Below are 20,332 nucleotides of genomic sequence, written 5' to 3'. Positions count from 1 at the left end.
TGCCGATGACGTTAACCCTGACGTTCTGCGCGCCGCGTTCGAGAAGGTGGAATACTTCAGCCGTTAATCACCCCGACCGTCTATACCTAATGATGATTCTCACCACTCTCGTAACGAGGTCATCATGCAGATCGATTTAACAGGTAAGAAGGCGCTGGTTACCGGCGCCAGCCGTGGGTTGGGTCGCGCTATTGCGCTGTCGCTGGCGCGCGCCGGCGCCGATGTGGTTATTACGTATGAAAAATCGGCCAATAAAGCCCAGGCGGTCGCCGATGAAATAAAGGCCCTGGGTCGATACGGCGAAGCGGTGCAGGCCGACAGCGCCAGCGCGCAGGCCATTCAGGATGCCGTCACCCATGCGGCCCGGGCCCTCGGCGGACTGGATATTCTGGTCAACAACGCTGGCATCGCCCGTGGCGGTCCACTGGAATCCATGACGCTGGCGGACATTGACGCCCTTATCAACGTCAATATTCGTGGGGTGGTTATCGCCATCCAGGAAGCGCTGGTGCATATGTCCGATGGCGGACGGATCATCAACATCGGCAGCTGTCTGGCCAACCGCGTAGCCATGCCGGGTATCGCGGTTTACGCCATGACCAAGTCCGCCCTCAACTCCCTGACCCGTGGGCTGGCGCGTGATTTAGGCCCTCGCGGGATCACCGTTAACCTTGTCCATCCAGGGCCGACTAACAGCGATATGAACCCGGAGGATGGGGAACAGGCGGAAGCCCAGCGCCAGATGATTGCGGTCGGTCACTACGGCCAGCCGCAAGACATCGCCGCGGCGGTCACCTTCCTGGCCAGCCCGGCCGCCGGGCAGATCTCCGGTACGGGGCTCGACGTGGATGGCGGCCTGAACGCCTGATCGCCTATTTTCTGCAAGCCTCTGTCGCCCGGCAGAGGCCTTCCCGCGCCGCCTCGACGGGTTGCGTTTTGCCTCTTACCTGCGTTTACAGATGGCAGAGATCGACGACGAAACCGACGACGCTCTGGAAGATATTGAAATCGAACACGATTGCTATGATGACGTAATGCTGTCAGGTGAAGTCTGCGACGTGATGCATAAAGAAAATCAGCCTCTACTTACCGAAAGAAGGCTAGCAGCACTTCGCCCCGCCCTTACCGCCGTAGCGCGCGTCCTGGCGTTCGCGAAAGAACTCTTCATAGGTCATCGGCGTCCGATCCGGATGGGTCAGCCGCATATGCTCGACGTAGTTATCGTAATCCGGCACGCCGATCATCATCTTCGCCGCCTGGCCTAAATATTTTCCTGCTTTGGAAAGGGTGTCGAACATAATGAGTTTCTCGCTTATTTCCCTCACCCCAGCCCTCTCCCACAGGGAGAGGGAGGAGAAGAAAGGTAGGCCGGGTCAGCGCTAGCGCCTCCCGGCAAACAGGTTAATGCGCGCGCTTCGCCTGCGCCGTTAAGGTCTGCGCATCCGCGGGCATCGCTTCATACGGCGTCTCTTTCGCCGTCGGTTTATCCTCTTTCAGCGCCGCCAGCGCGGTTTTAATCGAGAACAGCGCCAGAACCACCACCACAATCATAAAGAAGATAGTCAGCCCGGCATCGAGACGGTTATTAAACACCAGCTGCGCCAGCTGCGATTCCGTATACTGCGGCGGAATGGTACCGCTGTCGATCATCGCCTGGAATTTATTGGCGATGGCCAGGAAGCCGACTTTGGTATCCGGACTAAACGATTTCTGCCAGCCAGCGGTCAGCGTACAAATCAGCAGCCAGCTTGTCGGCAGCAGCGCCACCCACGCATAGCGCTGGCGTTTCATCTTGAACAGTACCACCGCGCACAGCATTAGCGCCATCCCCGCCAGCATCTGGTTGGCGATACCGAACAGCGGCCACAGGGTATTAATACCGCCCAGCGGGTCAACCACCCCCTGATGCAGGAAGTAGCCCCACGCCAGGACGCACAGCGCGGTCGCCAGCAGGTTAGCCGGAAGCGAGCTGGTTTTTTTCAACCCGGGGCTAATCACGCCCAGCAGATCCTGCAGCATGAATCGCGCCGCGCGGGTGCCGGCATCAACCGCCGTCAGGATAAACAGCGCCTCAAACAGAATGGCGAAGTGGTACCAGAAAGAGACATCCATCAGCCCGCCCAGCGAGCCGTGCAGAATGTAAGCCATCCCCACCGCCAGCGTCGGCGCGCCGCCGGCGCGTGAAATGATCGACTGTTCGCCGACCTCACTGGCTATTTGATTCAGCGTATCCGGGGTAATGCTAAAGCCCCAGCCGCTCACTACCTGCGCCGCCGAGGCCACGACGTCAGTCGTCCCCGCCGGCGCCAGCACCGCCATCGGGCTGTTCATCGCGAAGTAGACACCCGGATCGATAATACAGGCCGCCACCAGCGCCATAATCGCGACGAAGGATTCCATCAACATGCCGCCGTAACCGATAAAGCAGGCCTGCCCTTCGTTGGCCAACATTTTCGGCGTGGTGCCTGAGGAGATCAGCGCGTGGAAGCCGGAAACCGCGCCGCAGGCGATGGTGATAAACAGGAACGGGAACAGGTTGCCGGTCCATACCGGGCCGGTACCGTCAACGAACTTCGTCAGCGCCGGCATGGTCAGCGTCGGGCGCATAATCAGGATGCCAATCGCCAGACCAACGATGGTGCCGATTTTCAGGAACGTGGAGAGATAGTCGCGCGGCGCCAGCAGCAGCCAGACCGGCAGTACCGCAGCAACAAAGCCGTAACCCACCAGAATCCACGTCAGCTGTACGCCGGTGTAATCAAACCACGGCGCCCAGGTCGGGCTTTCAGCCACCCAGCCGCCGGAAATGATCGCGAACACCAGCATCACCAGGCCTATCACCGACACCTCGCCGATGCGCCCCGGGCGCAGGTAGCGAATATAGATACCCATAAAAATCGCCAGCGGGATGGTAAAGGCGACGGTGTATGTCCCCCACGGACTGTGGGTCAATGCTTTCACCACGATCATCGCCAGTACCGCGAGGATGATCACCATGATCATAAAACAGGCCACCAGCGCCAGTACGCCAGCGGTCGGCCCCATCTCCTCTTTAACCAGTTCGCCAAGCGAACGGCCATCGCGACGGGTCGAAACAAACAGCACCATAAAGTCCTGCACGGCGCCGGCCAGCACCACGCCGGCGAGGATCCAGATCATCCCCGGCAGGTAGCCCATCTGCGCGGCAAGCACCGGCCCCACCAGCGGCCCTGCGCCGGCAATCGCGGCAAAATGGTGACCGAACAGCACTTTTTTATCGGTCGGTACATAATCGAGGCCGTCATTATGACGCACCGCCGGGGTCATTCGCGTTGGGTCAACGCCGAGGACGGTTTTGGCGATATACAGGCCGTAGAAACGATACGCGATCAGATAAACGCAGACCGCCGCGACGACAATCCACAGCGCGTTTATCTGCTCACCCCGGTTTAAGGCGATATAGCCGAGGGCAAAGGCTCCGATCACGGAGAGCAGTGTCCAGATGAGGTATTTCCCTGAATTATTCATTGTTGTGGTCCACCGGTAGGGTAATCAGGATGTTACAGTTTGTTTCTAGAACACAACGCAGAATTTAACAACTTCGAAACAGCACGGATGATGCACCGCGGCGGAGATTTATCTCACATTGCTAGCGGGATCACTTAAGACAGGAAAATAAATGAAAGGATTACCGAGAACGTTGCCGTTTTTTTGTCGGGTGGCGGCCTCAAAACCCCCGGTGGCGCTACCGCTTACCGGGGCTACAGCGCTGTGCGATTTGCTAGCCCGGAGAAGGCGCCGATCCGTAGCCCGGCTCAGCGCAGCGCAAGCCGGGGAAATAGCGGCTTCTTAGCCTAGCACCGCGGTACCCAGACGACAGGTGCAGCAGCGCCGCCCCCTTTCGTCATACACCACAATTTCCCAGCTCTGACTCTGGCGGCCAAGATGCAGCGGTCGGCATTCGCCTCGTACTTTCCCGCTGGAGACCGGACGATGGTGGCTAGCGTTAAGCTCGGTGCCCACCACGCACTGCCCATCCTCGGTCATCAGCCAACCGGCCATCGAGCCCAGCGTCTCCGCCAGCGCCGCGGAAGCGCCGCCGTGCAGCAGGCCAAACGGCTGATGCGTGCGCGCATCCACCGGCATCTCCGCCTCCAGCAGCCCCTCTTCCAGCCGGGTGTAGACGATGCCAAGATGCGCCACCATGGTGTTTTCGCTACTGGCGTTCAATGCCGCAAGCGTGAGCTCTCGTTTCCAGGCCATTTACGCCCCCAGCGTCGAGCCGCCATCGACCACAATATCCTGCAGCGTGATATGGCTGGCGTGAGAAGAGGCGAGGAACAAAATGGTATTGGCGATCTCCTGCGGGCGGGCGATTTTGCCCAGCGGGATGCCAAGCTTAAACTGCTCGCCAAATCCGCGGATCCGCTGCTGTTCCGCATCGTCATTGACCCACAGAGTACGTTGCATGTCGGTATCGGTGGAGCCAGGCGACACCAGGTTGCAGCGTACGCCGCTGCCTGCCAGCTCAAGTCCGACGGTCAACGCCAGGCTTTTCAGCGCCGCTTTCGAAGCGCCATAGGCGCTCATGCCGATACGCGGCGTATGCGCGGCATCGGAAGCGACGGTGACGATCGCCCCGCCACGCTGACGACGGAACTGCGCCATCGTCTGCTGAAACAGATTAAACGCGCCGCCAACGTTCACCGCGAAGGTTTGCTGCCAGTCCTCCGCGCTCAATTGATCGGTCGCCCCCATGCGCAGGATCCCGGCCGCATTCACCAGCACATCCAGTCGTTCGATGCCGTTGAGCAAACGCGTGCACACGTCGCGTACCTGGTCGGCATCGGCGACGTCCAGCGTTTCGGTGGCAAACGGGTAACCTTCGCCGGCAAAGGCAAGGTCGAAACCGGTGACGTTGGCTCCGGCCTCGACGAAAGCCAACGCGGTGGCATAGCCAATGCCTTTACCTGCGCCGGTCACCCACACGGTCTGACCGCGAAAATCCAGCGCCGCCATTATTTCACCTCGCGGGAGAGCAGCGCCCACCAGGCGTCGATGGTCGGATTCTTCGCCAGCATCACGAAGTCGATATCGCCGTGCACTTTGCGCCAGCGGGCGGCCAGCGCCATCATGCGCACCGAATCCAGGCCGTAGTCGATCAGGTTTTCATCATCCAGCGGTTCGTCGGATTCGTCGAGCAGCGGCAGGATCAGCGCGCGCAGCGCCGCTTTGGAGGCCGGCAGCGGCAGCAGCTCTTCGGTCATTACCACGCGTCCGGAACGGCCGGCGACGTATTTCAGCGCCATCAAATGTTCTTCGCGGCTGAAATCCGCCAGCGCGTCGGCGACAAAGAACGGTTTGATATCGCGCATAAAAGCATCTGTGGCGGTAGTCATGCAGCCGATATGGGCATAAACGCCGGTGATGATCAGCTGGTCGCGGCCGGTCTCTTTCAGCATCTCTTCAAGCGGCGAGCGATGAAACGCGCTGTAGCGCCATTTCACCAGCACCGTATCCTGTTCATCCGGCGCCAGCGCGGCAATCACCTGCTGCTGTTCCGGCGAGCGGGTCAACCCCGGCCCCCACATATCATTCAGCAGGGCGCGGTCTTCATCGCTCTGCTCTTTCGGCTGGGCGGTGTAGTACACCGGAATACCGTTTTGTTTGCAGAAGTCGCGCAGGGCGGCGATATTAGCCACCACTTTCTCCATCATCGCGCTGTTTTCGCCCCAGAAGTTGAGGAAATACTCCTGCATATCGTGGATCAGCAGCGCGGCACGCGACGGCTCAAAGGCCCAGTTAACTTTGTTCGCCGGGATATCGCTGGCTTCCGGCAGCGCGTAAGCCTGTAATTTAGGGATTGCCATTTTCTGTTCTCCTTCAGCCCAGCTTGCCTTCGGCCAGCCACTGACGTAATTGTTTTTTATCGACTTTGCCCACCGGCGTCAGCGGCAGCGCGGCAACGCACTCCACGCGATCCGGCAATTTAAATTCGGCCACGCCCTGCTCGCGCAGAAAGCGACGTACCGCGACGGCGCGCAGCGGCGAGGTCACCACCAGATAAGCGCAGCTCTTCTCGCCGAGCAGATTGTCTTCAATGCTGACCAGCGCGGCGTGGATCACCGCCTCATGGCGCAGCAGCAGGTTTTCGATCTCTTCAGCGGCGATCTTCTCGCCGCCGCGGTTGATCTGATCTTTTTCCCGCCCCTGGACGGTGATATAGCCATCTTCATCGATCGAAATCAGATCGCCTGAGCAGTAAAATCCATCGGCATCAAAGGCTTCCGCGTTATGTTGCGGGCTGTTGTAGTAGCCGCGGAAGGTATAAGGGCCGCGGGTCATCAGACGGCCCACTTCGCCGCGCGGCAGCGGGTTGCCATCGGCATCCGCTACCCACACTTCGTCGTCCGGGCACATCGGGCAACCCTGGGTGTTGATAATTCGCTGCGGGCTATCGTTGAGGCGGGTGTAGTTAACCAGCCCCTCGGCCATGCCGAACACCTGCTGCAGCTGGCAGCCGATTTCCGCCGGGATACGCGCGGCGAGCGTCGCGGACAGGCGCGCTCCGCCAACCTGCAACAGCTGCAGCGATTGCAGTTGCGCGTTGCCGCCCCATTCATGAATAGCCTGCAGCCACAGGCTGACCGCCGGCGGCACCAGCGACGCGACGTTAATCTGGTGTTTTTCGATCAGCGGGAAACAGAGCGTGGCGCTCGGGTCGGCGGCGAGGATCACCCGGCCGCCGGCAAGAAAGACGCCCAGTGAGCCCGGCGAGCTCATCGCATAGTTGTGCGCCGCTGGCAATGCGTTGAGATAGCGCGTATCGGCGTTAATACCGCAGATCTCGTTGCTGCGGCGGATACTGTAGTCGTAATCGTTGTGGGTACGCGGGATAAGCTTCGGCGTCCCGGTACTGCCGCCGGAGAGCTGAAAAAAGGCGACTTCGTCAGCCGGCGTCGGATTGGCGACAAAGTTATCCGCCGTACGGTTAATTTCCGTTGCCAGGTCGCGCTCGCCGCCGTCGTTACGCAGCAGCGCGACGCGCAGCGAAGGATGCTCAGCGATAAAACCATTAAGGAAACTATCGTCAGCAAACAGCGCGTGCTCGCGATCGGCAATCAGCAGCGCCGGTTTAATCTGCGCGGCGTAGGCGTTGAGTTCGCTGCGCTGGTGGCTAAACAAGGCGTTAACCGGAGCGACGCCGATACGCAGCAGCGCAAAGAAGGTAATGTAAAACTCAGCGACGTTGCCAAGCTGCACCAGCGCGGTTTCTCCGCGCTTGAGTCCCTGATGCTGCAGGGAGGACGCGAGGTTATCCACCAGCTGGTTAAACTGGCGGTAGCTAATCTGCCGCTCGCCGTCGATAATCGCCACGGCGTCATTTTGCGCATGACGGGTAATCAGATTGGTTAACGGCAGATCCTGCCAATAACCTTTTTGACGATAGCGGGCCGCAAACTCTTCCGGCCAACGGGTAAATGCAATCATCCTTGCCTCTTAATTCAAGCCAAATACGTTGAGCATGGTGGTCAATTTGACGCCGGTTTCGCGCCATTCGCCCAGCGGCGAGGAGGCCGGAACGATACCCGCACCGGCAAACAGGCGCAGCGAGCGTTGATGCAGGCGCGCGCAGCGGATGGTCACCACCCATTCGCCGTTGCCTTCGTCATCGCACCAGCCGACGATGCCGCCAAACAGCTGGCGATCGAACGGTTCGAGCTCGGCTATCAGCCGCTTTGCCACCTGATGCGGGAAGCCGCTCAGCGCCGGAGTCGGATGCAGCAGACAGGCCAGCGACATGGCGTTTTCTTCCGCCAGCGCCGTACCTTCGATCGGCGTCGCCAGATGCCAGAGCGTCGGGGTGGTAATCAGCTGCGGCGATTCCGGTAGCGACAGCTGACTGCTGCGCGGGCCAAGCACGCTCTTCATCGCCTGCGTGACCAGATCATGCTCATGGCGATCTTTGCCTGACGCCAGCAGCTTGTTGCCCGCTTCCCGATCCAGCACATCGTCAGGCTGGCGGCGGGCGGAGCCGGCCAGCGGCAGCGAACTGAAGTGCAGCCCTTCTTTACGCAACAGCAGTTCCGGACTGGCGCCCAGCAGTACCCCGCCGTCTGACAACGGGACATGGAAGTTAAAGCTCGCCGGGTTCTGGGCGATCAGCCGTTCCAGCAGCGCGCCGCTATCGACCCGGTCGCGGGTAGTGATATCAATCAGCCTGGAGAGCACCACTTTGTCGACTTCGGGAGTCGCCGTCAGCGCGGCGGCACGTTCTACCATCGCCAGAAACTCGTCCTGCTCCGGGATCTCCTGACGATCGACAACATCCATAGCCTTGAGCGGCGCCGCGTAACGCGCGGACTGTTGTTTGTCGGTACGGGAGAAAGATTCCCAGCGTTCGGGGATATAGAGTTCGGAAGGCTGATTGGTGTCGAACGGGATCGCCCCGACCATGACCGGCTTGCGGATCCCCGCCGCGCGGGCTTCGGCAAATGCGGCCGCCATTTTCTGCTGAAACTCGCCGTTCAGCGAATCACCACCGACTGCAGGTTGGGAAAAACGGCTAAAACAGCCGGTGGTACTGAAGCTGCGGTACGGCGACATAAAGAAAAAGCTTTGCGGCGACAGGGTCTGCGTTTTTTCCTGTACATCCTCAGCCAGTGACGTTTCCATATCATCCTCCAAAAACGATAAAGATATTAAGAATAATTATCATTTATATTTTTGTTGGCTAACCTAAAAGGTATTGCTCTCCTTGTCAACCGCACAAACAGCAGGTTATGCGACTTAAACTTGCATCCGGGTTACACAAAGTTGAAAATGAGACGTATTTACTACAACTGACTCAGGATGCGAATTCGTGAATTTTGCCACTTTTTGCCGTCGTACTTTACTCGCCAGCGGGCTGTGCCTTTTAGGAATTACCTCAGCGCTGGCGGCGGACTGGCCGCGTCAGATCACCGACAGTCGCGGTACCCATACGCTGGAAAGCCAGCCGCTGCGCATAGTCTCGACCAGCGTCACCCTCACCGGTTCGTTGCTGGCTATTGATGCGCCGGTGGTCGCCAGCGGCGCGACCACGCCGAATAACCGCGTGGCCGATGCACAGGGCTTTCTGCGCCAGTGGGGCGATATCGCTAAAAAGCGCAAACTAGCGCGACTGTATATTGGCGAACCCAGCGCCGAAGCGGTAGCGGCGCAGATGCCGGATCTGATCCTGATTAGCGCCACCGGCGGCGATTCCGCGCTGGCGCTGTACGACCAGCTTTCGACTATCGCGCCGACCCTTATCATCAACTACGACGATAAAAGCTGGCAGACGCTTCTAACCCAATTGGGACATATTACCGGTCATGAAAAGCAGGCGGACGCGCGCATTGCCGAGTTCAATAAACAGCTCGTTTCGTTAAAAGAGAAACTGAAGTTGCCGCCGCAGCCGGTCACCGCGCTGGTTTATACCGCCGCGGCGCATAGCGCCAATATCTGGACGCCGGAATCAGCGCAGGGTCAGATGCTGGAACAGTTAGGCTTTAAGCTGGCGACGCTGCCGGGTGGCCTGCACGCCAGCCAGAGCCAGGGTAAGCGTCACGACATCGTGCAGTTGGGCGGCGAAAACCTGGCCGCCGGAATTAACGGCGAAAGCCTGTTCCTGTTCGCCGGCGACGAGAAAGACGCCGGGGCAATTTACGCCAATCCGCTACTGGCGCATTTGCCAGCCGTTGCCGCAAAGCGCGTTTATCCGCTGGGGACGGAAACCTTCCGTCTTGACTACTACAGCGCCATGCTGGTGCTACAACGTTTATCGGCGCTCTTTGCCTGATTCTCTTCCCGGCCCTGGGGCCGGGATCTCATTTCACATCATCAACTACATCATCCTTTTGTTATAAAATAACTTTTTATTGCCTTCCCCACTTGAGACCTCATCGGCGCCTCACGCGAATCATCATCGTTTGAGGTGTTGTTTTGTGATTAGCCATCGCCGTCGCGTTCCTCGAATATCTGCCCCACACCACTTGAGGTGGACATTCAACTCATAAGGAAATTACCGTGACGACAAGCAAATTGATTAAGGGCGATACCCTGACCGAAACCAGTAACGCTGCTGATGGTTTTAACCCGGCAACGGAAGTCAGCAACTACAGCTATACTTCGGACCGCGTCGCCAAACCGGTGTATAACAAATACAAAAGCGCAACCAACAAACCTAAAGTATTCGGTTATTACACCGACTGGTCTCAGTACGATGGCCGCCTGCAGGGCAGCGATGCGAAAGATAACCGCGGCCGCGGCTACGACCTGACTAACGTCTCCCCTACCGCTTACGATAAAATCATCGTTGGCTTCGTCGGCGTAACCGGCTTCCATAAAGTGGATGGTCTGTATCGCGATGTGGTGGCCGAAGGGGCAGAGCAGTGCGGCAAAGTGAAATATGAACCGACCTTCCTTGATCCGTGGGGCGATTTCCAGTCTTACGTTAACGTTGGCCACAGCGTCAGCGGCTGGGATGTTGATCCGAAAACCGTAACCCAGACAAACACCAAAGGCCTGCTCGGCGGTCTGCGTGACCTGCAGGCGAAAGCCAAACAGCAGGGCCACAACCTGGTGCTGTCAATGAGCATCGGCGGCTGGACCATGAGCAACGGTTTTCATGAAACCGCGGCATCTGATTCCTCGCGTAAAACCTTCGCCAAAGGCGTGGTGAAACTGTTCAAACAATTCCCGATGTTCAGCGAAGTGGATATCGACTGGGAATACCCGAACGCCGAAGGCGCCGGTAACCCATACGGCCCGGAAGATGGCGATAATTACGCCCTGCTGATTGGTGAACTGCGTAAACAGCTCGATTCCGCCGGCCTGAGCGATGTCAAAATCTCCATTGCCAGCTCCGCGGTAGTAAAAACGTTTGGTTATTCCAACGTCAAAGCGCTGATGAATGCCGGTCTGTACGGCATCAACGTCATGACCTATGACTTCTTCGGCACCCCGTGGGCGGAAAGCATCACACACCACACCAACCTGAAAGCCATTGAGCAAGGCGACTGGGCGATTAATACCATTGTTGAACACCTGCTGGCGGAAGGTTTCCCGGCTGAGCGCATCAACATCGGTTACGCCGGCTATACCCGTAACGGCCGCAATGCCGAGCTGGAATCGCTGTCGCCGCTGAAAGGCACCTATAACCCGGGTAACGGTACCACTGTCGGTACATTTGAATCCGGCACCAACGAATGGTATGACGTCATTTATAACTACCTGGACCTGGAAAACCAGAAAGGCCGTAACGGCTTCAACGTCTACACCGACCAGGTAGCTGATGCTGACTTCCTCTACAACCCGGAATCCAAACTCTTCATGTCGCTGGATACCCCGCGCACCGTCAAAGCCAAAGGCGAATACGCTGCCAGCCTGGGGCTGGGCGGTCTGTTTACCTGGACTATTGACCATGATAACGGCGTGCTGGTTAACGCCGCCCGTGAAGGTCTGGGGTATGAAATCGCTTCTGAAGTTATCGATATGGACCCGTTCTATTTCGAAGGCATCAACGTTGTGCCTGCTGATGAACAGGATGACGATAAGTCAGAAGATGAGCCAACCGAACCAACGGTAAACCATGCGCCGGAAGCGGCGATTGAAATGATGGTCGTAGGCGGCTCTCGCGTTCGCCTGTCCGGTGAAAAATCATCTGATGAAGATAGCGACGAGCTGAGCTACAGCTGGGGCGTGCCGGCAGCGATTGATGTCGCTGATAAAACCGCCGCGGTCATTGAGTTCGACGTACCGGAAGTCACCGCGGACACTGAATTTACTTTCACGCTGTTCGTTCGCGATACCTGGGGCGAACCGTCAACCCAGCAGCGCTTTATCCTCTCCGTGGTCGTGGCTTCCCAGAATGGCCAGAGCGATGACAAGCCAGCCGATGAGCCGGCTGATGAACCGGCTGACGACGAAAAAGATGCCGATGACGTGCCGGCAAAGGATGATGACGTTGTTCCTTCTGACGATGCCGCCGCGCCTTACCCGCAGTGGAATGCCAATACTGTTTATGGCGGCAACTGGGGTACCTTTGAAACCGTGAGCTGGAAAGGCCATAACTACCAGGTGAAATGGTGGTCTCAGGGCAACCAGCCGGACCTGAACTGCGGCCAGTTCGACGTCTGGAAAGATCTCGGCGCGTACTAAGTGTTATAAGTGAAGCCAGGCCCCGGAGTAATCCGGGGCCTTTTTGCTATTGTTGCATTTAACTTTCGCTGACCATCTCCGGACGCTGAAAACGGCGTAGCTCGCGCAATAAGCCAACCAGTAATATTCCCACAATCACCAGCGCCCAGCCGCTGGCGCTGGCCGAAGCCACCGGGGTCATTACCGCCCCTAACCCCCCCAGCAGCGCCGCGCCAATAGCATCGCCGGTCACGTTCTGCGCGGTCCACAGGCCATTAATGCGCCCCAGCATATTTTCCGGCGTTTGCGTCTGAATCAGCGTGTACTGCAGCAGCGAACTTATCGCGCTCAGCCAACCAAACAGCGCCAGACAGAGCGCGCCCAGCGCCCAGAACGGCATCACGCTGAATAGCGCAATCGCCACAAACGACCCCACCGTTGTCGTCAACATCAACGCCCCCGGCCTGGCGGTATGCGCCAGTTGTCCGCTGGTTAACGCACCCAGCGCCGCGCCAAGCGGAATGGCGGCGTACAACAGGCCAATCTGCGAATTTGACATCTGCCAGCCCTCCGCCAGCGCCGGATAAAGCACCCGCACCGCGCTGGCCATCGTCAACAGGCCGCCGAGCAGCGCAATACCGCCAATAAGCGGGCTATTAAAGAGAAATTTAAGCCCCGCCAGCAGAGATTTCAGCGGATGCTCGCGCGGCTGCGGCGGCGGAGGCAGCAGCGGCAGACGCAGCAGCGTCAGGGTGGTAATGAACGTCCCCGCCGCCGCCAGGCCGTAGTTCCAGGCCACGCCGCCGGTCGCCAGCAGCAACCCGCCGATCATCGGCGATATCACCGAACCGAGACGCACGGTCAACATGGTGATCGCCCCGGCTTGCATCAGGTTTTCGCGGCCCACCAACGCCGGCGTCGCCGCCAGCAGCGCGGTCACCCCTAAGGAGGCGAAGAAGCCATCCCAAATCCCCAGCAGGTAAATGGCCGCCAGCGACGGTTCCGGCAGCATGGCGTTCAGGCACAGGCCGACGAAGCCCACGCCGCAGGTGCCACGCGCCAGCAGGATCAGGTGTTTACGCTCATAACGGTCGGCCAGCACGCCGCCAACCATCAGCCCAACGAACATCGAACAACCGGTCAGCATTACCGACAGTCCGACCTGCCAGGTCGAGTGGGTCATTGTCTGGATTTGAACCGGGATCGCCACGCCTAGCAGGCCAAGCGACAGGATCGAGATAAAGCGAGCGATAAAGACGGCGCGGAACGCCGGATGGGTGCGCAGGAGGCTGACATCAAGCAGCCGGGAAGGTCGATTCATGCAAGGGCCTTGTCGTTATTTTTCATACCATTTTTATGGTTTCTCATGGTAACATACCTGAATAAAATCGATAACGATAATTACTATCATTATCATATCAGGGATTTGAACTATGTCGTTTTCTACGACCACGGTGCGCGCCGTCGCCGTGCCGGGTCTCTTGTTACTTTTGGCTCTTGCGATTGCGCTCAGCCTGCTTATCGGCGCCAAACCGTTGCCGCCTTCGGTGATTATCGATGCCTTTTCCGGCAGTTGTCAGAGCGCCGACTGTACCATCGTACTGGATGCCCGCCTGCCGCGTACGCTGGCCGGATTGCTGGCCGGCTGCGCGCTTGGCCTCGCCGGCGCGCTAATGCAAACCCTCACCCGTAACCCGTTGGCCGACCCGGGCCTGCTCGGCGTCAACTCCGGCGCCAGCTTCGCCATCGTGCTCGGCGCGGCGCTGTTCGGCATAACATCGCCGCAGGAGCAGTTGCTGATGGCCTTCTGCGGAGCCTTCGCCGCGTCGCTACTGGTCGCGTTTACCGGCAGCCAGGGCGGCGGCCAGCTCAGCCCGGTGCGCCTGACCCTCGCGGGCGTGGCGCTGGCGGCAGTACTGGAAGGTTTATCTAACGGCATCGCCCTGCTCAACCCGGACGTGTATGACCAGCTGCGCTTCTGGCAGGCCGGCTCGCTGGATATTCGCACCCTGCAAACGCTGAAAATAGTCCTGCTGCCGGTGCTGATTGCCGCCGTGGTAACCCTGTTTCTTAGCCGGGCGCTGAACAGCCTGAGCCTCGGCGCCGACACCGCCACCGCGCTCGGTAGCCGGGTCGCACGTACCCAATTGATCGGCCTGCTGGCGATCACCGTCCTGTGCGGCAGCGCGACGGCGCTGGTCGGCCCTATCGCCTTTATCGGCCTGATGATGCCGCATATGGCGCGCTGGCTGGTGGGGGCGGATCACCGCTGGTCATTGCCGGTTACGCTGCTCGCCACCCCTGCCCTGTTGCTGTTTGCCGACGTGATTGGCCGCCTGTTGGTGCCTGGTGAACTGCGCGTTTCGGTGGTCAGCGCCTTTATCGGCGCGCCGGTGCTGATCTGGCTGGTTCGCCGTCAGCCGCGAGGAGGTGCGCTGTGATAGCTCCCTCCCGCCGCCTGATTTTCTGCTGCCTGCTGCTGATTTTCGCGAGCTTGCTGGTGTCCCTGTTCGGTCTGGGTAATGGCCTGGTGCCGCTCAGCACTGAACAGGTGATTTCCGCGCTACTCGGCGACGCACCGCGCAGCGTCAGCATGGTGGTCACCGAATGGCGACTGCCGCGCGTGCTGATGGCGCTGCTTATCGGCGCCGGGCTTGGCGTCAGCGGCGCCATTTTTCAGTCATTGATGCGTAATCCGCTGGGTAGCCCGGACGTAATGGGTTTCAACACCGGCGCCTGGAGCGGCGTGCTGGTAGCAATGGTGATGTTCGGCCAGAACCTAACCGCCATCGCGCTGGCGGCGATGCTCGGCGGCGTGCTGACCTCGCTGGTGGTGTGGCTACTGGCGTGGCGCAACGGCATAGAAACCTTCCGCCTGATCATTATCGGCATCGGCGTGCGCGCCATGCTGGTGGCATTCAATACCTGGCTGCTGCTGCGCGCGTCGCTTGAGACCGCCCTTTCCGCCGGATTGTGGAATGCCGGTTCGCTCAACGGCCTGACGTGGGGCAAAACCTGGCCTTCGGCGCCGCTTATCCTGTTGATGTTGGCGTGCAGCGCCCTACTGGCGCGGCGGATGCGGCTGCTGGAGATGGGCGACGATACCGCCTGCGCGCTGGGGGTTCGAGTCGAACGTTCGCGCCTGCTGCTGATGCTGGTGGCGGTGTTGCTGACCGCTTCCGCCACCGCGCTGGCCGGGCCTATTTCTTTCGTCGCGCTGGTCGCGCCGCATATCGCCCGGCGGATAAGCGGCACCGCGCGCTGGGGATTAACCCAGTCGGCGCTGTGCGGCGCGCTGCTGCTGGCGCTGGCCGATTACTGCGCTCAGCGCCTGTTCATGCCTTATCAGTTACCGGTCGGGGTGGTCACCGTCAGCCTTGGCGGTATCTACCTCATCGCGTTATTAATTCAGGAGTCCCGCAAAAAATGACCGCTGTCACCTCCCGTTTGCGCGGCGACCAGTTGACCCTGGCCTACGGTAAAAAGACCATCGCCGAATCGCTGAACGTCACAATTCCTGACGGCCATTTTACGGCGATTATCGGCCCCAACGGCTGTGGTAAATCAACCCTGCTGCGTACCCTTAGCCGTCTGATGACGCCGTCCAGCGGACACGTTTATCTCGATGGCGAGCAGATCCAGCACTACGCCAGCAAAGAGGTGGCGAAGCGGATCGGCCTGCTGGCGCAGAATGCCACCACGCCCGGCGATATCACCGTACAGGAGCTGGTGGCGCGCGGGCGCTATCCGCATCAGCCGATGTTTACCCGTTGGCGTAAAGAGGACGAAGCAGCGGTAAATAACGCGATGCGGGCGACGGGTATTGTCGACCTCGCGCTGCAGAGCGTGGATACCCTCTCCGGCGGCCAGCGCCAGCGGGCGTGGATTGCAATGGTACTGGCGCAGGAGACGGCGATTATGCTGCTTGATGAGCCGACGACCTGGCTTGATATCAGCCATCAGATCGACCTGCTGGAGCTGTTAAGCGAGCTGAATCGCGAGAAGGGATATACGCTGGCGGCGGTACTGCACGATCTCAATCAGGCCTGTCGTTACGCCACCCATCTGATCGCCCTGCGCGACGGTAAGATCGTCGCCGAAGGCGCGCCGAAAGAGATCGTCACGGCGGATCTGATTGAGCGTATCTATGGCCTGCGCTGCACGATCATCGAGGATCCGGTAGCGCATACGCCGCTGGTGGTGCCGCTGGGACGCCGATAATCTTTTCTTTACCATCGCATCCCCGGCTTGCGCTGCGCTGAGCCGGGCTACCAAAAACGGGTAGCCCGAGCTCTACCGTTACCCCAGAATCTCCCGCACTACCGGGCCTATCGCTTCAAAGGCCTGCGGCGAGATAATCTCGACGTGGGCGCAGTTCTGGCTGAACACCTCCAGCTCGCCAACCCACGGCCCCCATGCGACCTGCGGATCCATCCCTTTCTGGCGCGTTTTCTCCGCCACAAATAGCGTTGCCTTACCGTCAAACTTCGCGCTGTGCGCGGTCGTCAACAGGCGCACCGCATCGGCGTAGTTACCTTCAATCGCGCTGAACAGCTCGCCGGAAGCCTGCCCCTGCTGCGCGGCGAGAAACGCTTCGCGCTCGCGGGCGATTTCCGCCAGCACCTCGGGATCCAGGCCGTTCGCCTCTTTCTCCGCCCAGTTTTGCGTCTCCGGCGGCCAGGTATCGAGCAGGCCAAGGAACGCCACCTCTTCGCCGCGCTGGCGTAAACGGGCGGCAATCCCCTGCGCCAGCGTTCCGCCGAGCGAATAGCCAAACAGATAGTAAGGCCCATGCGGCTGCTGCGCTAAAAGCGTGCGCAGATGATGCTCGCAGACCTCGTCGAGGTTGGCGGCGGAGGCCATGGGCCCCGTCGGACGCGGCGACTGAATTCCGGTAATCGACCAGCGCGGGCTAAGATAACGCGCCAGCACGCTGAACTGCCAGGCAAAACCGGAAGCCGGATGGAAGCAGAACAGCGTCGGACCATCGCTCTCGCGCAGCGGCAACAGCGCATCAAAGCCAAGACGCTGCGCCTGCTCGTCGCTCAGGTCGGAAGCCAGCAATGCGCTCAGCTTGCCGACCGTCGAAGCGACCATCACCTGCCCCGGCGTCACCTGCCGCGCCAGCTCGCGGCTAAGCTGCGCCGCCAGCCGCATCGCCAGCAGCGAATGGCCGCCGAGGGCGAAGAAATCGGCGTCGATATCATTTACCTCGCAGCCCAGCAGTTGGCTGAACGCCGCGGCAACGGTCATTTCGGTAGCCGATTGCGGCGGGCGACCGCTGCGCTCGCTGCTTAAGGAGGGGAGCGGTAGCGCTTTACGGTCCAGCTTACCGTTGGCGCTGAGCGGGAAGGATTCCAGTTGGATCAGCACCACCGGCACCATGTGCGGCGGCAGCTGTTCGCTAAGACGCGCCTTCAGCGCCGCCACGTCCAACGGCTGGCCGGACTCGCTCACCAGATAACCGACGAGCTGACGGGCATCGCCGCCGGTGGCCGCGGCCTGATTGAAGACGCAGGCGTGGCACACCGCCTGCGCGACGTCCGGCAGCGCCGCCATCACCCGGTCGATCTCGCCAAGCTCAATGCGCTGGCCGCGAATTTTCAACTGATCGTCGCTGCGGCCAAGATACTCTACCGCCCCGTTATCCAGCCAGCGCGCCACATCGCCGGTGCGGTACATGCGCTCGCCGGGAGCAAACGGGTCGGCAATAAAGCGGCTGGCGGTCAGATCCGGGCGCCCCATATATCCCTGCGCCAGCTGAATGCCCGTTAAGTACAAATCACCCGCCACGCCCGGCGGCACCGGGCGCATGGTGGCATCAAGAATACGTAATCCAGTGTTCCATACCGGCCAACCGATGGGCACGCTGTTGCCGGTGACCGCCGCCAGCTCTGGCCCACAGGCGGGATACCAGCTGACATCCACCGCCGCTTCCGTCGGCCCGTACAGGTTATGCAGCGGCGCGCCGGTTAAGCGTTCCCATTCGCGACACAGTTCCGTCGGCAGCGCTTCGCCGCTGCAGAAAACGCGTTTTAGCGTCCGGCAGGACGACACATTATCGCTATCCAGCGAGGCGACAAACGCCGCCAGCATCGACGGAACAAAGTGGGTGGTGGTCACGCCGTACTGCGCGAAGAACCGCTGCATCGCCTGCGGATCGCGATGCGCCTCCGGCGCCGCCATCACCAGCTGCGCGCCGGTCATAAACGGCCACCAGAACTCCCATACCGAGACATCAAAGCTGCACGGCGTCTTCTGCGCCACCACATCGGCGGCGGTTAACGGATAGTGATTTTGCATCCACAGCAGGCGGTTCACGATGGCGGTCTGGCCGACCATCACCCCTTTCGGCCGCCCGGTGGAGCCGGAGGTGAAGATGATATAGGCGGTATGTTCCGGTTTTGACAGCGCCAGCGGCGTATCATCTTCAGCGGCCAGCGGCTGCTGATAACACAAGCTGCTCAGCCCAGGAATATCGCTAAAACGGGCCAGTTGATCGTCAGAGGTAATCAGCAGCGAAGGCCGCGCATCTTCCAGCATCATCCGCAGACGGTCATCCGGGTAGCCGGTGTCCAGCGGCAGCCAGGCGGCGCCGGCTTCGACAATGCCGTGCAGCGCCAGCGTCAGGAACACCGAACGCGGTAAGGCAACCGCCACGCTATCCCCCGGCTTCACGCCGCGTTGCCGCAGCAGGTTGGCCAGCGCCACCACCTGCTGGCGCATTTCGCGGTAGCTAAAGCGCCAGTTGGCATCCGCCAGCGCCGGGGCATCCGGCGTTTTCCGCGCCTGTTCCGCCACCAGCGCGCTGAGGGTGGTGGTCGGCAGCGGCATCGCGGTATTGTTGATCAATGCCAGCTGCGCGCCTTCTTCCGCCGACAGCATCTCCGCTTCGCCGCAGCGCAGCGCCGGATTGGCGGCAAACTGCGCCAGTAACGATGTCAGACGCGATACGTGGCGGTTCAGCGTCGCCTCATCGTAGCGTGCTTTGTTGGCGAGGATCTCCAGCGACAGGCCGCCGCGTTCGTCCGGGAACAGTGCCAGCTCGAGGTCATTCACCGGGCCGGTGGCGAGGGTATGCGTCTGCGCCTGCACGCCGTCGATATCCAACTGGTAATCAAAGACTTTGATGTTCAGCACCGGGCCGAACAGCGGTTCGTCGCCCGCCGCTTTGCCGCTATCGCGGACAATTTGCTCAGCATCGTAGCGCTGATGGCGGCGCATTTTTTTCAGCTGCCCGGAGAGTCGCGTCGCCAGCTGCGCCAGCGTCTCCTGCGCGTCGATATTCACCGCCAGCGGCAGTACGTTGAGTACCGGGCCGGTAGCGGTCAGCGCCGCCGATCCCATGCGGCGCATAAAGATAAAGCCCGCCGCGTAATCCATGCGGCCGCACAACCGTCCCAGCCATAACGTCGTCAGCGCCAGCGCCAAATCGGCGCGCTGGCACTGCGGCGCGCTGGCGGCGAGCTGGCTGAAGATAGCCGGATCGGCCTCCAGTTTCAGGCGCCAGATATCACTGCTGGTCGCCCGCCCGGCCAGCGGCGCGTCAGATAGCGAAGCCGGAGACGGCAACGCCTGACGCTGCGCCTGCCAGAAGGCTTTATCGCGCTGCCACGCCTCGCTGCCGTAGTAGCGCTGATACTCTTCCACCACCTCGGCGAACGAGGTAAACGGTGAATCCGGCGTCTCTTCCCCGCGTTGCCAGGCGCGATAAATCGCGGCGATCTGGCGGGTAATGGCAGGGAAGCTAAAGCCATCAACCAGCAAATGGTGATAGCGCTGATACCAGTACCAGCAATCGTCGCCAACGCGCATGAGCTGATGGCAGACCAGCGGATTACCGCTATCGACACGCAGATTCTGCCCGAGATCGCTTTGCATCAGGGCCAGCGCGGCCATGTGCGGATCGGCCTGCTGGCGCAGGTCGACGTTTTGCGGCTCGGCAAACTCGCGCGCGTCATCAACCCACTGCCACGCTTCGCCGTTATCTTCGCAAAAGCGCATGCTCAGGGTATCGGCCTGCTTAAGCCCGGCGACGATAGCCTTACTCAGCAGCGCCGAATCGAGATTGCCGCGCAGTTCAACATAGTGGGCAACGCTCCAGGCGCCGGGTAGCGTAGAAAGGCGTTCAGCCATCCAAATCCCCGGCTGCGCCGCAACCAGCGGTAAACGTGTACTCATCGAAAGCTCC

The 20,332-nt window shown here is 60.3% G+C and carries 15 protein-coding genes; 6 read left to right on the top strand and 9 right to left on the bottom strand.

Annotated features, from left to right (window positions below; all coding sequences use genetic code 11):
* Nucleotides 1-124 precede the first annotated feature (124 nt).
* Entirely contained in the window at nt 125-868 is a 744-nt protein-coding gene (locus PGR09_RS01955; protein ID WP_063414710.1) for an SDR family NAD(P)-dependent oxidoreductase, read from the top strand.
* A gap of 232 nt (nt 869-1,100) precedes the next feature.
* Here the strand turns inward: PGR09_RS01955 and PGR09_RS01950 are convergent, their stop codons facing one another.
* From PGR09_RS01950 to entC, 7 genes are all read right to left on the bottom strand, one after another.
* Nucleotides 1,101-1,298 carry a YbdD/YjiX family protein gene (locus PGR09_RS01950; protein ID WP_045392899.1) on the bottom strand — a complete coding sequence of 66 codons (198 nt, stop codon included), beginning with the start codon at nt 1,296-1,298 and terminating at the stop codon, nt 1,101-1,103.
* A gap of 103 nt (nt 1,299-1,401) precedes the next feature.
* Nucleotides 1,402-3,507, bottom strand: coding sequence for a pyruvate/proton symporter CstA (gene cstA / locus PGR09_RS01945; RefSeq protein WP_047049343.1), 2,106 nt, complete (start codon nt 3,505-3,507; stop codon nt 1,402-1,404).
* Nucleotides 3,508-3,828: 321 nt separating this feature from the next.
* Nucleotides 3,829-4,242 carry a proofreading thioesterase EntH gene (entH, locus tag PGR09_RS01940; RefSeq protein ID WP_047049345.1) on the bottom strand — a complete coding sequence of 138 codons (414 nt, stop codon included), beginning with the start codon at nt 4,240-4,242 and terminating at the stop codon, nt 3,829-3,831.
* Nucleotides 4,243-4,998 carry a 2,3-dihydro-2,3-dihydroxybenzoate dehydrogenase EntA gene (gene entA, locus PGR09_RS01935; protein ID WP_430915759.1) on the bottom strand — a complete coding sequence of 252 codons (756 nt, stop codon included), beginning with the start codon at nt 4,996-4,998 and terminating at the stop codon, nt 4,243-4,245.
* The gene (entB, locus tag PGR09_RS01930) at nt 4,998-5,849 is read right to left on the bottom strand and encodes an enterobactin biosynthesis bifunctional isochorismatase/aryl carrier protein EntB (protein WP_015367768.1); all 852 of its coding nucleotides are present in this window, start codon (nt 5,847-5,849) and stop codon (nt 4,998-5,000) included. The genes entA and entB overlap by 1 nt, the downstream gene beginning before the upstream one ends.
* A 13-nt stretch (nt 5,850-5,862) precedes the next feature.
* On the bottom strand, nt 5,863-7,470 hold the full coding sequence (entE, locus tag PGR09_RS01925) for a (2,3-dihydroxybenzoyl)adenylate synthase EntE (protein ID WP_315709665.1): 1,608 nt from the start codon (nt 7,468-7,470) through the stop codon (nt 5,863-5,865).
* 9 nt (nt 7,471-7,479) lie between these two features.
* Nucleotides 7,480-8,655, bottom strand: coding sequence for an isochorismate synthase EntC (gene entC / locus PGR09_RS01920; RefSeq protein ID WP_047049358.1), 1,176 nt, complete (start codon nt 8,653-8,655; stop codon nt 7,480-7,482).
* A 187-nt stretch (nt 8,656-8,842) separates the two neighbouring features.
* Between entC and fepB the strand changes: the two genes are divergently transcribed.
* Together fepB and PGR09_RS01910 are read left to right on the top strand one after the other, a co-directional pair.
* A complete protein-coding gene (gene fepB / locus PGR09_RS01915; RefSeq protein ID WP_047049361.1) occupies nt 8,843-9,802 on the top strand; it encodes a Fe2+-enterobactin ABC transporter substrate-binding protein in 960 nt (319 codons plus the stop codon).
* 227 nt (nt 9,803-10,029) lie between these two features.
* Complete coding sequence (locus tag PGR09_RS01910) at nt 10,030-12,162, top strand: glycosyl hydrolase family 18 protein (protein ID WP_213292700.1); 2,133 nt, start codon at nt 10,030-10,032, stop codon at nt 12,160-12,162.
* Between the two features lie 58 nt (nt 12,163-12,220).
* Here PGR09_RS01910 and entS read toward each other — a convergent pair whose 3' ends face one another.
* Nucleotides 12,221-13,462 (bottom strand): enterobactin transporter EntS, encoded by a 1,242-nt coding sequence (entS, locus tag PGR09_RS01905; RefSeq protein WP_045392871.1) that lies wholly within the window; start codon nt 13,460-13,462, stop codon nt 12,221-12,223.
* Between the two features lie 112 nt (nt 13,463-13,574).
* Here entS and fepD point away from each other — a divergent pair, with 112 nt between their 5' ends.
* Genes fepD through fepC form a run of 3 tightly spaced genes read left to right on the top strand, consistent with a single transcriptional unit; the run spans nt 13,575 to nt 16,362 of the window.
* A complete protein-coding gene (gene fepD, locus PGR09_RS01900) occupies nt 13,575-14,582 on the top strand; it encodes a Fe(3+)-siderophore ABC transporter permease (RefSeq protein WP_047049369.1) in 1,008 nt (335 codons plus the stop codon).
* The gene (gene fepG, locus PGR09_RS01895) at nt 14,579-15,571 is read left to right on the top strand and encodes an iron-enterobactin ABC transporter permease (protein WP_315709661.1); all 993 of its coding nucleotides are present in this window, start codon (nt 14,579-14,581) and stop codon (nt 15,569-15,571) included. The genes fepD and fepG overlap by 4 nt, the downstream gene beginning before the upstream one ends.
* Complete coding sequence (gene fepC, locus PGR09_RS01890; RefSeq protein WP_047049372.1) at nt 15,568-16,362, top strand: iron-enterobactin ABC transporter ATP-binding protein; 795 nt, start codon at nt 15,568-15,570, stop codon at nt 16,360-16,362. The genes fepG and fepC overlap by 4 nt, the downstream gene beginning before the upstream one ends.
* A 78-nt stretch (nt 16,363-16,440) precedes the next feature.
* On the opposite strand, the gene entF is transcribed toward fepC, so the two are convergent.
* Complete coding sequence (gene entF, locus PGR09_RS01885) at nt 16,441-20,322, bottom strand: enterobactin non-ribosomal peptide synthetase EntF (RefSeq protein WP_430915757.1); 3,882 nt, start codon at nt 20,320-20,322, stop codon at nt 16,441-16,443.
* Between the last annotated feature and the right edge of the window lie 10 nt (nt 20,323-20,332).

Source organism: Klebsiella sp. 141251, assembly GCF_050600725.1.
Classification (GTDB): domain Bacteria; phylum Pseudomonadota; class Gammaproteobacteria; order Enterobacterales; family Enterobacteriaceae; genus Klebsiella; species Klebsiella aerogenes.
This window is presented reverse-complemented; position numbering and strand designations above follow the sequence as displayed.

Bases quoted from the DNA above. Each gene is read 5' to 3' on its own strand.
- entA (WP_430915759.1), bottom strand. From the start codon at position 4,998: ATGGCGGCGCTGGATTTTCGCGGTCAGACCGTGTGGGTGACCGGCGCA.
- cstA (WP_047049343.1), bottom strand. From the start codon at position 3,507: ATGAATAATTCAGGGAAATACCTCATCTGGACACTGCTCTCCGTGATC.
- entC (WP_047049358.1), bottom strand. From the start codon at position 8,655: ATGGAAACGTCACTGGCTGAGGATGTACAGGAAAAAACGCAGACCCTG.
- entS (WP_045392871.1), bottom strand. From the start codon at position 13,462: ATGAATCGACCTTCCCGGCTGCTTGATGTCAGCCTCCTGCGCACCCAT.
- PGR09_RS01955 (WP_063414710.1), top strand. From the start codon at position 125: ATGCAGATCGATTTAACAGGTAAGAAGGCGCTGGTTACCGGCGCCAGC.
- entE (WP_315709665.1), bottom strand. From the start codon at position 7,470: ATGATTGCATTTACCCGTTGGCCGGAAGAGTTTGCGGCCCGCTATCGT.
- fepC (WP_047049372.1), top strand. From the start codon at position 15,568: ATGACCGCTGTCACCTCCCGTTTGCGCGGCGACCAGTTGACCCTGGCC.
- entB (WP_015367768.1), bottom strand. From the start codon at position 5,849: ATGGCAATCCCTAAATTACAGGCTTACGCGCTGCCGGAAGCCAGCGAT.
- PGR09_RS01950 (WP_045392899.1), bottom strand. From the start codon at position 1,298: ATGTTCGACACCCTTTCCAAAGCAGGAAAATATTTAGGCCAGGCGGCG.
- fepD (WP_047049369.1), top strand. From the start codon at position 13,575: ATGTCGTTTTCTACGACCACGGTGCGCGCCGTCGCCGTGCCGGGTCTC.
- entH (WP_047049345.1), bottom strand. From the start codon at position 4,242: ATGGCCTGGAAACGAGAGCTCACGCTTGCGGCATTGAACGCCAGTAGC.
- entF (WP_430915757.1), bottom strand. From the start codon at position 20,322: ATGAGTACACGTTTACCGCTGGTTGCGGCGCAGCCGGGGATTTGGATG.